The sequence below is a fragment of the Lewinella cohaerens DSM 23179 genome, from assembly GCF_000379805.1.
Classification (GTDB): Bacteria; Bacteroidota; Bacteroidia; order Chitinophagales; family Saprospiraceae; genus Lewinella; species Lewinella cohaerens.
In genome coordinates this window covers 134,458-148,928 of sequence record NZ_KB903538.1, presented here as the reverse complement: position 1 = coordinate 148,928, position 14,471 = coordinate 134,458, and the positions used below count along the sequence as shown (strand labels likewise).

At 43.5% G+C, this 14,471-nt stretch carries 16 protein-coding genes; 8 read left to right on the top strand and 8 right to left on the bottom strand.

The annotated features are described in order from the left end of the window. Positions 1-493: 493 nt before the first annotated feature. The 4 genes from A3EU_RS0108835 (at position 494) to A3EU_RS0108820 (ending at position 2,999) form a co-directional block, all read left to right on the top strand. Entirely contained in the window at positions 494-1,141 is a 648-nt protein-coding gene (locus tag A3EU_RS0108835) for a hypothetical protein (RefSeq protein ID WP_020535785.1), read from the top strand. A gap of 104 nt (positions 1,142-1,245) precedes the next feature. After that, positions 1,246-1,827 carry a hypothetical protein gene (locus A3EU_RS0108830; RefSeq protein WP_156825708.1) on the top strand — a complete coding sequence of 194 codons (582 nt, stop codon included), beginning with the start codon at positions 1,246-1,248 and terminating at the stop codon, positions 1,825-1,827. Positions 1,828-2,427: 600 nt separating this feature from the next. After that, the gene (locus tag A3EU_RS0108825) at positions 2,428-2,679 is read left to right on the top strand and encodes a hypothetical protein (protein WP_020535783.1); all 252 of its coding nucleotides are present in this window, start codon (positions 2,428-2,430) and stop codon (positions 2,677-2,679) included. Beyond that, positions 2,673-2,999, top strand: coding sequence for a type II toxin-antitoxin system RelE/ParE family toxin (locus tag A3EU_RS0108820; RefSeq protein WP_020535782.1), 327 nt, complete (start codon positions 2,673-2,675; stop codon positions 2,997-2,999). Before A3EU_RS0108825 ends, A3EU_RS0108820 begins: the two co-directional genes overlap by 7 nt. Before the next feature lie 90 nt (positions 3,000-3,089). Here A3EU_RS0108820 and A3EU_RS0108815 read toward each other — a convergent pair whose 3' ends face one another. The 6 genes from A3EU_RS0108815 to trxA all read right to left on the bottom strand — a co-directional run bounded on the left by A3EU_RS0108815 (position 3,090) and on the right by trxA (position 6,890). Next, a complete protein-coding gene (locus A3EU_RS0108815) occupies positions 3,090-3,521 on the bottom strand; it encodes a hypothetical protein (RefSeq protein ID WP_020535781.1) in 432 nt (143 codons plus the stop codon). Positions 3,522-3,796: 275 nt separating this feature from the next. Beyond that, positions 3,797-4,006: a hypothetical protein gene (locus A3EU_RS0108810; protein WP_020535780.1), complete on the bottom strand. Its 210-nt coding sequence runs from the start codon at positions 4,004-4,006 to the stop codon at positions 3,797-3,799. 9 nt (positions 4,007-4,015) lie between these two features. Further along, positions 4,016-4,450, bottom strand: a complete 435-nt coding sequence (locus tag A3EU_RS0108805; RefSeq protein ID WP_020535779.1) for an RNA-binding S4 domain-containing protein — start codon at positions 4,448-4,450, stop codon at positions 4,016-4,018. A gap of 46 nt (positions 4,451-4,496) precedes the next feature. Beyond that, on the bottom strand, positions 4,497-5,243 hold the full coding sequence (locus A3EU_RS0108800; RefSeq protein WP_020535778.1) for a PPK2 family polyphosphate kinase: 747 nt from the start codon (positions 5,241-5,243) through the stop codon (positions 4,497-4,499). 314 nt (positions 5,244-5,557) lie between these two features. Next, positions 5,558-6,487: a DUF58 domain-containing protein gene (locus A3EU_RS0108795; RefSeq protein WP_020535777.1), complete on the bottom strand. Its 930-nt coding sequence runs from the start codon at positions 6,485-6,487 to the stop codon at positions 5,558-5,560. 85 nt (positions 6,488-6,572) lie between these two features. Then, complete coding sequence (gene trxA / locus A3EU_RS0108790) at positions 6,573-6,890, bottom strand: thioredoxin (RefSeq protein WP_020535776.1); 318 nt, start codon at positions 6,888-6,890, stop codon at positions 6,573-6,575. 302 nt (positions 6,891-7,192) lie between these two features. Here trxA and A3EU_RS0108785 point away from each other — a divergent pair, with 302 nt between their 5' ends. From A3EU_RS0108785 to A3EU_RS0108775, 3 genes are all read left to right on the top strand, one after another. Further along, on the top strand, positions 7,193-8,281 hold the full coding sequence (locus A3EU_RS0108785; protein ID WP_020535775.1) for a DUF3810 family protein: 1,089 nt from the start codon (positions 7,193-7,195) through the stop codon (positions 8,279-8,281). A 108-nt stretch (positions 8,282-8,389) separates the two neighbouring features. Next, a complete protein-coding gene (locus A3EU_RS29870) occupies positions 8,390-9,940 on the top strand; it encodes an ATP-dependent DNA helicase (protein ID WP_020535774.1) in 1,551 nt (516 codons plus the stop codon). A gap of 79 nt (positions 9,941-10,019) precedes the next feature. After that, positions 10,020-11,702 carry a tetratricopeptide repeat protein gene (locus tag A3EU_RS0108775; RefSeq protein WP_020535773.1) on the top strand — a complete coding sequence of 561 codons (1,683 nt, stop codon included), beginning with the start codon at positions 10,020-10,022 and terminating at the stop codon, positions 11,700-11,702. 196 nt (positions 11,703-11,898) lie between these two features. Here A3EU_RS0108775 and A3EU_RS0108770 read toward each other — a convergent pair whose 3' ends face one another. Continuing rightward, positions 11,899-13,080, bottom strand: coding sequence for a class I SAM-dependent rRNA methyltransferase (locus tag A3EU_RS0108770; RefSeq protein ID WP_020535772.1), 1,182 nt, complete (start codon positions 13,078-13,080; stop codon positions 11,899-11,901). A 17-nt stretch (positions 13,081-13,097) separates the two neighbouring features. Beyond that, entirely contained in the window at positions 13,098-13,988 is an 891-nt protein-coding gene (locus A3EU_RS0108765) for a nucleoside phosphorylase (protein ID WP_020535771.1), read from the bottom strand. Between the two features lie 125 nt (positions 13,989-14,113). Here A3EU_RS0108765 and A3EU_RS0108760 point away from each other — a divergent pair, with 125 nt between their 5' ends. Continuing rightward, the gene (locus A3EU_RS0108760; protein WP_026211301.1) at positions 14,114-14,467 is read left to right on the top strand and encodes an arsenate reductase family protein; all 354 of its coding nucleotides are present in this window, start codon (positions 14,114-14,116) and stop codon (positions 14,465-14,467) included. Positions 14,468-14,471 lie beyond the last annotated feature (4 nt).

Below are 14,471 nucleotides of genomic sequence, written 5' to 3'. Positions count from 1 at the left end.
AACCGACGCCGAACAGAAGAAAATGAAGAATCTATATTATTTTTTTGTTGTTGGTCTTTGTTGTCTTTTTGTCATTTGAAATCTACCTCTACAAGGTAAATTACAATTCTAATTTGATTGTTAGGATTTTAAATTGCAACTGCTGGTGAATAGGCGTGACGGGGCTTTCAATTGTTCTTCCTGAAGGGGCCCACCGCTCCTGTTAGTCCCCAGACTAACATGCAACATCCTGCTGGTCTGAGGACTACAAGGAGCCTTCCGTTTTTTTAAAAACCCGTCACGGCTGTGGCCTGACAGATTGGATAGCCTACATATAAACTATCTATATTACTTGCTGCTGGGGAAGGGGCTGCCACGGCAGGAGCTAGTGTGTATCGAAGACTATTTGTAGGAGCTGCTACAGAAGTGGTAAAAGCAAGTGTTGATGTACAATTGGATGGAGATATAGATGTTATAGGCTACAGAGGGAAGTAAAAAATCTGCTTCTCAAGTCATGATTGATACGGGTATAGGTGTTGGTGCTGGTGTACTTGGAGAAGCCGTAGAGGGTACTCTCAAGGGAATCACTAATACAAAACATCTCGAAGAGTTAGAGCAAGTTCAAGGAGAGTTGAGAAAATCGATGAATGGCTCCAAAGGACAAGCTGATAGATTGAGTAAACAAGCTGATTTAACCTCCACTATCAAAGGTAACTTAGTCAATCAGTATATTCCAGGACGCTACGATAACTTAGGCAATAGGGATCAATTTATTTTTAATGGGCTAGATGGTTTCACTTATCCAACAGAAGTTACGAATCGCTTAACTGAGTTTGGATTAAATGTTAGAAGTAATTATAGCCCATTTGTTTCAAGTAGAAGCATTGAATCGCAAGTTACTAGATCTGTCAGCGAGTGGAATACCCATCTGTCTACGCAAGGGGATGTTGGCTTACTCATTGATGTTGGAGTGTGGTATTACGGAAAGCAAACAGGCATAACTGCCCCCAACCACTATGTTGCATTTAGAGGTGCCCAACAAAATACGAACGGTACATATACAATCGATTATTGGACTTGGGGACGGCCAGAACAAGTAACATTATCGGCTCAGCAAATAGCCAAGTCAATTTTCGCAACATATAAGATAGCAAGACAATGATAAGACTTAGCAATGCTCAGGGTTTGACAATAAGTCTACTACTGATTTCCTTTACAATGTGCAATTGTGATCTAGACTCAAATAGGTATTACATCAAAAGAGCTTTGACAACTACATTTACAACGCTAGACAAGGATACAAATCCCTTGTTGCTGAGATATTGCTTATATGAGTCACTCAATTTACCAATTGTCAGAATCAGATTTGAAAGAGGTTATGAACTCCTTGATAATAATTCTATTCTTTTAAGTGTACCAGAGCTAGGTATTGATGGATGTGCTAATGTTATAAATGACATCAGTTTTTGGAGGGTCTTCGGAGAAGATGAAATAAATATTACCAATTGTTTTGAACCCGTACATAACGTTTATCAATACTCTGTTCTTGATTGTGATGGTTCGTTTCTAAATCCATTGCCTGATACCCTAGTCAAATTAGGTTATGCTGCTGATCGGCTAGAGGTAGATTATCACAACAGTGGCGTAAGTCTTGATAGTATTAAGGCTGATTTGAACTTGAAAAATTGGCCTAGGTATGCTGATTACATGTTCAGCTTTAAGCCCGTTTGCGATTTAGTCAAGCAAGAGAATATAGAAGGGTTTTTCAGTAGTTTTTATCTCAAGATTATATTTGAGAGTCGAGATACCCTAGAAGTCCCGATTTTACCAGTTGCAAAGAGTTTGTAACCTTCGTTCGGCATAGGCTGAACGACTGCGTCTCAGCGTAAGCAAAACTCAGTTTGCATTAGTGTTGATAGTCCGTGTCGCCCACTGGCTAGCTAGACGCCGTGTACAGCATGGACGTATAGTGCCCAGTGGGTGCAGTGGCGGTTTTACCGGCATTGCGTGATCGGAGGAAGGTTCTTAATTTATTGCAATAAAAAAGCCTGTCAGTTTATCTGACGGGCTTTTTTGTTGCCTGCCTGCCGAAACACAGTGATGGCACGGCCTCAAACTGTTGACGATCAAAAGTGAGGCGATCCCGACTTTTAGTCGGCGGCAGTTGACCCCTATGTGGCTATATCAATCGAATGCTCCGGCAAAACACCGTAGGTCAGCACTTCCAACCGCAAGGTATCCAGCAAAGTGTAATCGCCAATTTACTCAAGGCGGGGCATGATCTGCGGTGGTGCAGGTGTTCGCCGGCCACCGCCTGGCAGGTAGCACAGAGCAGTATCAAAGCAAAGGCTGGATGAACTAAAGTCGGCTATTGTGAAATATCATCCTTTGAAGTGAACCTATTTTTTAATCTAAAGCGTTATATTTATAATCGTAAAACAAATGCTTATGAGTGCTGTAAAACTTCGCACAGAACTACATGGATTTATAGAGGAGGCTGATGAAAATTTCCTCCAAGGAATATACCAGATATTTACTGCTTACCGTACAAAGCAAGATAATATTGTAGGGTATAGGCTTGATGGAAGCCCTGTTATGGCTGACTTTGCAATAGAAGAATATGCTAAACGAGTTGAGTCAATGAAAGCTGGTCAAAAAACAAGTATTGAAGACTTACGGAAAGAAGCTACTCAATGGTAAGCTACAAAGTTAGTGTCAGTGATGAAGCAAAGGAAGCTTTACAGGAAATACATAGCTGGTTAAAAGAAAACGAATCTACTGCGATTGCTGATAGTGTAAGAGATGGCATTTTAGATGAAATCGAAAGTCTTGTGAAAATACCTCAAAAACATGGTATTGCTCGAGAAATCCAAAATGATCAAATCCTTTATCGACGTATCTTAAAATGGTCATATCGAATCATCTTTACGATAGATGAAGATGAAATAGAAGTCTTAGTTGTTGACATTGTTCATACTAAACAAAACCCAGAACGACTACAAGATAAGTTTGGGAATTAATCTAAACTACCCGCCACGGGCAACCCACGCATAGTAGAATAGAAAAAGCCGTGATTTTCACGGCTTTTTCTATTAAGTTACTCTTTCTCCTTACTGTACTCCCAACTTAACAAGCTGAGAATCGAGCCCTTTCATGAATTGCTCTACGGTTTCAGCATCAATGGTCTCAGAGGTCTTTGCGATATCGTAGATGTTGTCATACGTCACGATTTCCTGGAAACCTTTTTTAAGTCCTTCTCTCATTGTGCGATTGGCGAAAGTTCTGTCAATTCTATTATTGATGGTATCAAGGTTAGAAGTGACTCTCTTGCGGAGGGCCAAGTATGCAGCCTCGTTGTTTTTTAGAATTTCTGAAGGGCTGATGGCGCTTTCATCAATTTGTGTTACCTGCTTTGCGGGCTCAGTGACAGCAGTGGTATCTGTTTGCGCTGTTGTTGTAGTGGCTTCGGTAGCAGGAGCGTCGCTATTGCACTGGGTGAAAAACAGCATAGTTACTATTGCAAGCGGTAAGAAATACTTCATGGTGATTGGTTTTTTTGTAAATCGCGCCGCAAATTTAATCAACTTTAGCAATAGCAACAACAAATACGTCTTGCTGGAGGAATCGATAAAAAAGAGGACTCACTTGGCTCTTTGATTTATACCCCCTAAGTGATCGGAATATTTTGAGAAGAGGATTTACTAGACCGGCCTAGCGATGTGGAACAGTGGCCGCGGCAGCGGACAGACCGGAGGACCGAGCGATGAGCGAGCTGTGGAACGTAGCGCCCGCAGGGAGGCCCATGATAAAGAAAGAACTAAAAACGATTAGAATCTGCCATCCTCACTTCTTCGGTACTGTAAGGATTGTTAACAATAGTCAGTTTTAGCCCTACAGGCAGATTTCGGTGATAGATAGCCTGCTTTCCTGAGATTCTGAGTTTTTTAATGCTTCCATCATCTGTTTTTACCCAGTATTCCCACTTATTTATTTGCTCAATGATTACGGCTTGTTCTCGAATGGTCATAGTATGAGATTAATCTTCGTCGTCGTTATCGTCGTCATCGTCCATATCAAAGTCATATAACCGCATTCCTTTGAAGCCATCAATTTCTCTGCGTTCTTTCTTGGTAGGGCGACCAGTGCCTTTTTCGCGAGATTCTACTCCTCGCTTGCCAACGAACCAGGCATCGTACTTTGTGAGCTCTTCGGGAGGGGTCAAGTCGATATAGCATTCTTGAGCTATGGGCGCACCCACCCGTTTCTGAATAAGATCAACGACTTTAAAAACCAGGTTAAAGCCATTTCTATTCACATTAACGATCTCATCACGTTGCACCAAATAGCTAGCTTTGACGGTTTTTTCACCAATCTTTACCCGCCCGTTACGGACAGCTGCCGTAGCGAGTGTTCTGGTTTTGAAAATACGGATACTCCACAACCACTTGTCTATTCTTACTTTCTTGAGCATCGTTGAGTTATGCTGTTTTTTGGTCAATAATCAGGGAAAGGTGTAATTAAACCTCCTTCAATGGGGGATATTGCATATTCAAGCCTTCTAGCGCTTCCTGGACAATTTCGGTCATCACATAATCCCTGTACCAGCGTTGGTCCACAGGCACAATGTGCCAGGGGGTAGTGCTATTGTTGAGTACGTCTTCATAGCAGCGCATGTACTCGTCCCAGTGTTTGCGTTCTTGCCAGTCGCCGGCATTGTGTTTCCAGTGTTTCTCCGGGTCATCAATACGCTCCTGCAGTTCAATCACCTGCTGTTCTTGAGAGATGTTGAGGAAAAACTTGAGGATTACGGTATTGTTATCAAATTGAAGTAAATCTTCAAACATATTGATAGCTGCCATCCGCTTTTCAACCTGTTCTTCCGTAATCCACTTGTGTACCCGTTGGATAAGTACATCTTCGTAATGCGAGCGATTAAAAATCACCAATTCCCCTTTTCTGGGAGCTTGCTTGTGTACGCGCCATAAAAAGTCGTGGGCAAATTCTTCTTCGGTAGGCTTCTTGAAACTGTGGGTACGTAAACCGTAGGGTGCGCATTCGCCAAAGACATTTCGGGTACCTCCATCCTTGCCACTACCATCCATACCTTGCAGGATAATCAACACACTGTGTTTGCCCTCGGCAATGAGTAGTTGATGGAGTTCGGCAATACGCTTGCGGCGCTGCTTGACGATTTTTCGTGCTTCGCTTTTATCCAGCTCCTTAGGCGCTCTGGTCGGTAGATCGGCAATCTTTATTTTTCCCATAACTGTGTTTTTTTATCAATAACTATAAGTAAGCTGGCCTTTCGGCAAAAGCCCGTAGAAAGATGCGGGCTGCTTCGCGCCCTCAAGGTAAAAGGTAGAGGGATAGTGAACGATCAGGAATTAATTCTCAACTTCGATTAAAAAAAGCCGATGTTGGAAAATTTACAAGCCGTTTCTACCAGCGTTATCAACTCCGAGGACTGCAGGGACGATCACCGAAGGTAAAGTCCCTCTACGCTCTACTCAAAGTGGCGATGCTATCGCCGCGCATCCCTTTACGACTTTCGACAAAATGCCGAAAGTCCAGCTAAGCGCTAAATCCTCATTTTGGAACGCTTGACCAAGTACTGCTGCAGGATAGGTTTGAAGCCCTTGTTAATATCCGCTTCCACAAAATCAATACGGTACTGGAGACATTTTTGCTTGAGCGCTTCCACAAAATCGCCTACCTGTTTGGTGTAAAAGTCCTTGACCTGGTTGGGTTGGAGTTTTATTTTCTCGCCAGTTTCCAGGTCTTCAAATTCGTAGGGGCGGTTTTCGAATTCAAAATCAATTTCTTGTTTTTTATCAACGGTATGGAACAAGACCACCTCGTGCTTATTGTACTTCAAGTGTTGAAGGGCGGAAAAGAGGTGCTCTGCATCCTCGCCAGATTCAAACATATCACTGAAGATGATCACCAGCGACCTGCGGTGAATACTGTCTGCAATTTGATGTAAAGCATCGGCTGCATTGGTCGTTTGATGAACCTTGGGCTCATTGATGAGCTGATGCAGATGAGTGAGCATTAGCCTATAGTGGGTAGTACTTGACTTTACGTGGGTGTGTGTGTTTACTTCATCACTAAACAAGCTCAACCCAAAGGCATCTCTTTGACGCATTAAGAGGTTCATCAAAGCGGCGGCGGCCAGGGCTGAAAAGCGCAACTTGTTGATCCCCGCCTCGCTCGTAGCACTAACCTCTGGAAAATACATAGAGCTAGACGCATCAATAATGATCTGGCAGCGCAAGTTGGTCTCTTCTTCGTAGCGCTTGGTGAACAGCTTCTCGGTTCTGCCGTAAACTTTCCAGTCAATGCTACGGGTGGACTCACCAGGATTATAAATACGGTGTTCGGCAAACTCTACGGAAAAACCATGAAAAGGACTTTTGTGGAGCCCAATAATAAATCCTTCAACTACTTGCCGAGCCAGCAACTCAAGGTTGCTCATCTCCCGTACTGCCTTATTGTCTAATTCGAACATACATTGGGTTATTTGCTACTTAACGTAGAAAGCCCTCGTCTGGGTTGCAAACGAGGGCTTTAAAGTATCTAAAATTTAGATTAAATTAAAGATACTTATTGATTTTATCCGCCAATGCTTGCTTAGTGGTCACACCAACGTGCTTGTCTACTACTTCTCCGTCTTTGATAATCAGGATGGTAGGAATACTACGCACGCCATATTCCATAGAAATATTAGGGTTGGAGTCAACATCTACTTTGCCAACGAGTACCTTCTCGCCGTAGTCGTTTGCAAGGTCTTCAATGATTGGGCCAATCATGCGGCAAGGGCCACACCATTCTGCCCAAAAGTCAACGACAGAAACTTTACCTTCGGCAAGTGCCGTATCTTGGAAATTGTTATCAGTGAATTCAAAAGCCATTTTGGATGCTTTATTTTTACGTGAAAATATTATGTTCGCTGAGGAAGTCATTAGAATTTTGGCAATTAAGCCACTAAGCGCAGACATCTTCAGAAATAAAATCTACTTTGGAAACGCTTTATTAGTTCCAGAGGTTCAAAGATAAGGAACAGCACGAAAATAAAAAGCGATTTTGTTTTTTATAATAGTTGAATAAGCGATTCATTTAAAGCGTTTTAACTATTTGAGAAACTTAGAAAAATCGCAATTTATTTTCTGCGCAATACTAAGCATTTCTATTTCTACTAATTCAATTTTTTATCATGCATCGTAAGGGTTTTGTCCGCTGGGGGATAGTTTTAGCAGCCTTGGCTTTGGTTATTCGGGCCGTAGCCAGCCCCGAGTGGGTAGAGCAATATTATTCGCGAGGCTTTTTCTCACTCTTCCGGATGTTCTGGGATACCATGATTACTTCCTGGTTTCCTTTTGCGGTGCTCTACCTTTTGTTCTTTGTTCTCTTGCTAAGGTTTATCAGAGCGATTATCCGGTGGCGAAAACTCAAAGGCATACAGCGGCTATGGTCGGCTCTTCTCGGTCTGTTGGGCTTTAGCGGTTGGCTTGTGTTTACTTTTCTGCTTTTGTGGGGCTTCAACTATGGAAGGGTTTCCGTCGAAAACAAATTAGGTTTTGAATTAAGCACGCCTTCTCGGTCTGATATGCAAGCACAAGTAACCGTGGAAGCAGCGGCACTCGTCGAACTTCGCAGGCAAATACCTGGTGCGGATACGATGGCATTAAGCACAGGTCATTTTCCCGAGAACAGGGAAGATTTACTAAGGGAAAGTCTAGAGCAGGTGCTTACTTATTATAATTACCCCGTCATTGGCAGTGTTCGGGGGCGCCTTGTTTACCCCAAGGGGCTTTTTCTGCGTTTTAGTTCAGCTGGCCTCTACCTTCCCTGGACAGGAGAAGGACATATTGATGGAGGATTATTGGCGTTACAGCAGCCTTATACGATGGCACACGAAATGGCACATGGCTATGGTTTCGGTGATGAAGGCAGTTGCAGTTTTTGGGCTTACCTGACAGCCTTTCGGATAACGGATCCTGCCTTGAAATACGCGATCCGTCTTGGGTATTGGCGACGTTTAGCATCAGGGTGGCGTAGGGTTGATCCCGAAAGCTATTCGCAATTCCGAGCTACGCTAGACAAAGGACTGGTCGCCGATCTCGAAGCGATTAATGAAAATAACGCCGCTTACCCTGATATTATGCCCAAGTTTAGAGATGCCGCTTATGATTCTTACCTCAAGGCGCAAGGCATAGCCGAAGGAATGGAAAATTACAGTAAAGTAATCCTACTGGTTGAGGCTTGGCGAAAGGATGCTGACGCTTTTTTGCAATCCAATTAGCGTCTCTACCCTTTACAAAAACACGAAGCGCCCCACATCTTTCTACTAACTTTTGCGGTATATCCGAATTAAAGTTTTAATTTTAGGAAACAATGAACAAAAAGTAGGATGTTGATTGACCCTAAAAACAAAGCCTTTAAAGCGGCACTCTTTCTGATAGAAGCGACTAATTTCAATGTCTTCCTTACCGGTAAAGCCGGAACAGGTAAGACCACCTTCCTCCGTTATATCCGCAAGTATGTAAAAAAGAAGATGGCCATTGTTGCTCCTACCGGTGTAGCTGCCGTCAATGCTGGCGGCATGACCATTCATTCTCTTTTTCATATCCCTCCCAGCGTCTATCCCGCGAATGACCCCCGTTTGCGATCACGCGCTGAGCCTGATCGCCCGGGAGTCTCCATTCGTTCCCATTTTAAAATGTCGCAACAGAAGAGGAAGCTTTTTAAAGAATTGGAGCTATTGGTCATTGATGAAGTAAGCATGGTGCGCTGCGATTTGTTGGATGTTATCGACCGTTTACTTCGTACTTATGGTGGTGATCGCTATTTGCCATTTGGCGGCAAACAAGTGCTTTTTATAGGTGATCCTTTTCAGTTGCCACCAGTTACTCCTGATGATCAATGGGAGCTTTTGAGGCATCATTATGAGAGTTCTTACTTTTTTAGCGCATTGGCATGGAAGGCCGCCCAGCCAAAACTACTAGAGCTTCAAAAAGTGTATCGCCAACGAGATTTATCTTTTGTACGCGTACTAAACAGGATACGTTCAGGAGAGCAAAGCTCAGCAGATTTAGCACTTTTAAACAAGCATTGGGTCCCCGCCGATTTTAATTACACCCAAGCTGGTTATATCTATTTGGGCGTAACCAACCGGGATGTTGATCGCCGTAATAAGCGGGAACTGAAAGCGCTTGACACTCCGGCCCACACATATATTGGCCTGGTTACGGGAGATTTTAAACCGTCAGACATGCCTACACCTCCTGAATTAGTACTAAAAGTAGGTGCACAAGTGATGTTTGTCAAAAATGATATTGGGGAAGCTCGCCGGTTTTTCAATGGGAAGATTGGCAAAGTCATCAAATTAGAAGAAGATCGGATTACGGTTGACTGCTCTTTGCAGGGGGGCGAAACTAATGATCCTATTGTAGTAGAAACAGTTCGATGGACCAAAGTTCGCTACGAGTGGAATGCGGAAGAACGAGAGATCGATGAAATTGAAACCGGTAGCTATGAGCAATTTCCATTAAAACTTGCTTGGGCTATTACGGTACATAAAAGCCAGGGCCTGACCTTTGAACAGGTTTTTGCCAACCTGAATGGTGCCTTTGCCGCCGGTCAAACCTATGTAGCACTGAGCAGGTGTACACAGTTGGAAGGGCTTAAGTTGGCCACTCGCCTACGGCATGGTGATATAAAAGTAGACCCTGTTGTCAAAGCATTTGCCGATGATTTTGCTGATGATGCAGAAATAGAGGCTTTGTTAGATCGCACTACCTTTTTAGCACACAAAGAAGAGGTAGAAGAGATTTTACAGAAGGGGGATCTTACTGCCGCAGTACCTGCTTTTTATGCGCTGCAGCAAGCTTTTCCTGAATTCAAAGAAGAGACGGAAGCCTTAGAGTTTACTATCCTTGCAGCCATCAAGAAATTACAATAGTCATTTGTTGGCTTGGTGCAAAAGCTGTATTATTGATATTCGATGCAATCATCCTTAATCTTTTCTGATGTTAAAAAGAATGCGTGCTTGGTGGGCAAGCGTAAGTCTGAAAGGAACAGCTGCTAAAACTCAAACGATCTCTGCAAAATCCTGGCAATCTGTAAAGCAATTAAAATGGAGGTACCTCCTTAGTTTTGCATGGTTCCCCAAGCTTCTTGAGGGCTTGGTTTCCATTGTACTAAAACTAGGCACCTTATTATTAGTCATTTTGTTCCTTGTTTTCTTCCTGCGCTTATTCAAAGATCAGGGTTATTTTATCCAGGCATTTAGTGTTCCTACACAGTTGGAAGATCAGGGGTATAACGGCCAGGTAATGGCTGTCAGAGTTCAGGAAAAACTAGAGGAATTAAAAGAACAGGCTGGCTCCGTTAAGGAGGATTCTCTTCAACTAAAAAGTAATCAACAAGATATTGACCTTTCCGTATTAGGTGTAGGTTTGTCATTACGCACTTTGGCCTTCCAAATTCGTGAGGCTCTAGGGCGAGAAAACAAAACACTACATGGTGAAATAACCAAGATTGACAATCGCTACGAAGCGCAAATCAGAATGACGGGGTACCCCAAAATTACGAGTGTGCGCTTTGCCGATCCTGGTAAGGAGGTGGAAGCCTTAGACTTATTGTTCAAAGACTTAGCAGAAGGTATTCTTTATCACACCGATCCTTATCGGTTGGCGCTGGTACTTAGGCAGGAGGACCGCTATGACGAAGCAATCCAAACAATACGCCGTCTTCTTCAAACCAATCCCGCGGAAGCACACTGGGCGTATTTGGGATGGGGAGCAATGCTTAGAGAATTAGATGACCTTGATGGTGCTATTGAAAAATACAAGAAAGCAATTGAGCTTAAACCTGATTTCACCTTGCCACACATCAATTTGGCCTATATTTATCAGGAGCAAGATAGTGTAGAGTTGGCTATATCAGCCCTTCGAAGGTCAGTTGAGTTAGATCCGAGAAATATTACAAGGCAAAATAATCTGGCTTGGATGTTGTATACCTATCATGGCTTGACAAAGGTAGATAGCCTCTATACTGCACTTATGGAGCATGAACGTGATAATCCAGAAGCACAGAGTATGGCTGCGATTACTTGGGCAGAAATGGTATTTCAGGAAGGAGATTTTGAAACAGCAACCAAAATTCTGGACGACTATTATTCGACACCAGGTGAAAATGTTTTTTCTTATCTTATTAAAGGTGTTACTGCATTTGCAGAGCAGGATACGACTAAAGCTCTTAACTTTTTTAAGGATGCTTTCGACTTAGACCCTGGTAATGAAGCAGCGATTAACTCCAATATTGGCTTTGCAGAAATGCTCAATAATGATGATCATGTCATCAGTATTTACCGCAAGGCAAATTGGAAAAAGATAAAACGCTACCAAAGAATGAGCTCATTAAATAGAGTGGCCATGATTTTTAATTACCAAGAGGAGCATGATTCTGCTATGGCGCTCATCAACAAAGTTATTGCGATAGACACCATGGTGGGGTATCCTTATACCACCTTAGCCGAAACTTACTTTTTCAAAGGACAACCCGATAGCTGTTACTATTATTTAGATAAAGGACTCGCATTGGGCTTCAATCCTGTGAATATCGATTATACGATGGCACCGTATGATTACCTAAAAGATCAGTTACAATTTCAGCGATTACTAGCTCGGTACGAGAAAGTAGATCAGCAATTAAGTAACTAGTGTCTTCGGCACTAAATGTTCGTACTAACCGTAACTTGGGCTTCAGCCCGAGCGTAAAATCCACGCTCGGGCTGAAGCCCAAGCTACGGTTAGCTAATATCGATAGTGCGCAACAGATTCAGCCAGCAGTCCGGAAGGAATTTTGCCCGAACCAAGTACGTTTACTTCATGCCGAAAGCACTTCTGAATCAGTCCTCTAGTCCAATTGTACGACCAGGCCTTTGAGGTAAGATCCTTCTGGATGGAAAAGATTTACCGGGTGATCTGCTGCTTGCGTCAATTGATGCAGTACTCTGGCAGAACGCCCTGCTTCTAGGCCAGCAGCAACGATGGTATCCTGAAACAATTGGCGGTCAACTACCTGCGAGCAAGAGAATGTGAACAACAGTCCACCAGGTTTTACCAAGCGCATTGCTTCGGTGTTCAAGCGCTTATAGCCCTGCACTGCACGGTGTCGTTTATTGAAACTCTTGGCATAAGCAGGTGGGTCGACCACGACAATATCATAAGGTGTTTCCTGCTTGCGCAAAAACTGCAAAACATCACTTGTAATCGCGTTATGCCGGTCTTCTGCGAGTTCGTTTAGCGTGACATTTTCTTCGGTAAGCAACATGGCTTTGGCAGACACATCTATACTGTCGACCTGGGTAGCCCCGGCCTTGAGCGCGTAAATACTGAAACCTCCCGTATAGCAGAAAGTGTTCAACACGGTTTTGTCTTTGGCATAATAAGCCAAAAGCTGGCGATTGTCCCGTTGATCGAGAAAGAACCCTGTTTTCTGACCAGTAGCAGCATTAATTTTGAAAGAATGCCCAAGCTCTTTAACCGTAGCTTCCGCTGAATTACCCATAAGGAAACCATCAATGGCCTCTTCTTGAAAACGTTGAGGCAATGTTTTTCGGGCCCTCAGGTAAATGGAAGAAATTTGATCACCTAACACCTTTTGCAAAGCATCAGAAATATCCTGGCGCTCTCTATACATACCCATGCTATGACATTGTACGACAGCGAGGTCTTTGTAGATGTCGATAACAAGCCCAGGCAACAGGTCACCGGCTCCGTGAACAAGGCGGTAGGCGTCGGTAAGATCAGCTTGTGCACCAAGAATCACTTGTCTACTCGCGTAGGCTCTTGCCAAAGATGTTTCCCAAAAGTCGGCAGGAGGAGCCTCTGCTCCACGGTGAAGCAAGCGTACGCGAATACTACCTTCTTGGTAGTGGCCCGTGGCCAGGCAATTGCCCTGAGGATCAAGTACACTTACTCGATCTCCATCTTCTAGGCCATCAGCCTGTTCACCAATAGCACCGGAGAAAACCCACGGATGCTGGCGACGAACAAAAACGGCTTTCTTTGGCTTAAGCTTCACATATTTTTCCATCGCGCAAAGGTACATTTTTATTCAAGCTCTGCAATGCGCTTCAATACCTCTGTAATAAGGTTGTCAACAGCAGCCTTAGGGTTGGCACTAAACGTATTTTTTGAGCGATTGGCTAAAATGACACTGCACGAAAGTGCGTCATGACCAAGAATTCGGCTTAAACCATAAAGGGCCGACGTTTCCATTTCAAGGTTAGTGATTTTTTGACTACCAAACCTGAAATCATGAAGGTGGTCAAAGATCGCTGGTGAAAGCTTGGTGGTGGCCCGTAAAGTTCTTCCCTGTGGCCCGTAAAAACCTGGTGCTGTAATGGTGATGCCCTGCGCATAGTCAGCTCCAATATGATCAAGTAGTTTTTGCGACCCTTCTACAAAATAGGGTAGGATAGGGGAGTTGTAATGTTGTTTTTCCAGGAATTGGTGCCAATCCTTCTCTAATTGCTGCTCTACGGAAGATGGTTGCCATTCATAGAAACTCATGAGGTTATCAAAACCCATGGCAGCGCTGGAACAGATGATGTCATCAACATCATTTTCAGGCTGTAGCCCGCCGGTGGTGCCAATACGAATGATAGCGAGCTTCTTTTTGACCGCTTTCTCCTTTCGTGCCTCAAAATCTATATTGACCAAGGCGTCCAATTCATTAAGAACAATGTCAATATTATCGGGGCCGATACCAGTAGAGATGACAGTGATTCGCTTATTGCCCAGGCGCCCGGTGTGGGTAACGAACTCGCGCTTTTCCTTGCGTACCGTAACCTCATCAAAATGCTGACTTACCCTGGCAACACGGTTTTGATCACCGACAGTAATGATATAATCTCCGACATCTTCAGGACGCAGGTTTAGGTGATAAATACTACCATCAGGGTTGACGATCAATTCGGAGGGAGGGAGGAAATCTTTCATTTGGTATTATTTGGTGGCTTGGGCCAATGTAGTAAAAAAAGAACTATTGTTAAATCTGACCTGTAGTTTACAAACAGCGGTAGCAAAAAAACTACTTTTGCAAATAAGCTAACGAACAAATAATTATGCCAAAGATATATCATCTTTCAACGTGTACGACTTGTAAAAAAGTGATTGCTGCACTCAACAACGGAGAAGGCTTTGAACTACAAGACATTAAAACCAACAATGTAACCGCCGAACAGCTGGATGCCTTGAAAGAAGTTGTAGGCAGCTACGAAGGCCTCTTTAGTCGCCGAGCGATGAAGTATCGTTCGATGGGCTTGGGCGATAAGGAGCTCTCTGAAGCAGATTACCGCCAGCTTATTCTTGATGAATATACCTTCCTGAAGCGGCCCGTAGTCGTTATTGGTGATCAGGTCTTTACCGGAAGTAGCAAGAAAAGTGTAGAAGGAGCATTGGCCGCATTGAAAGCATAAAAAG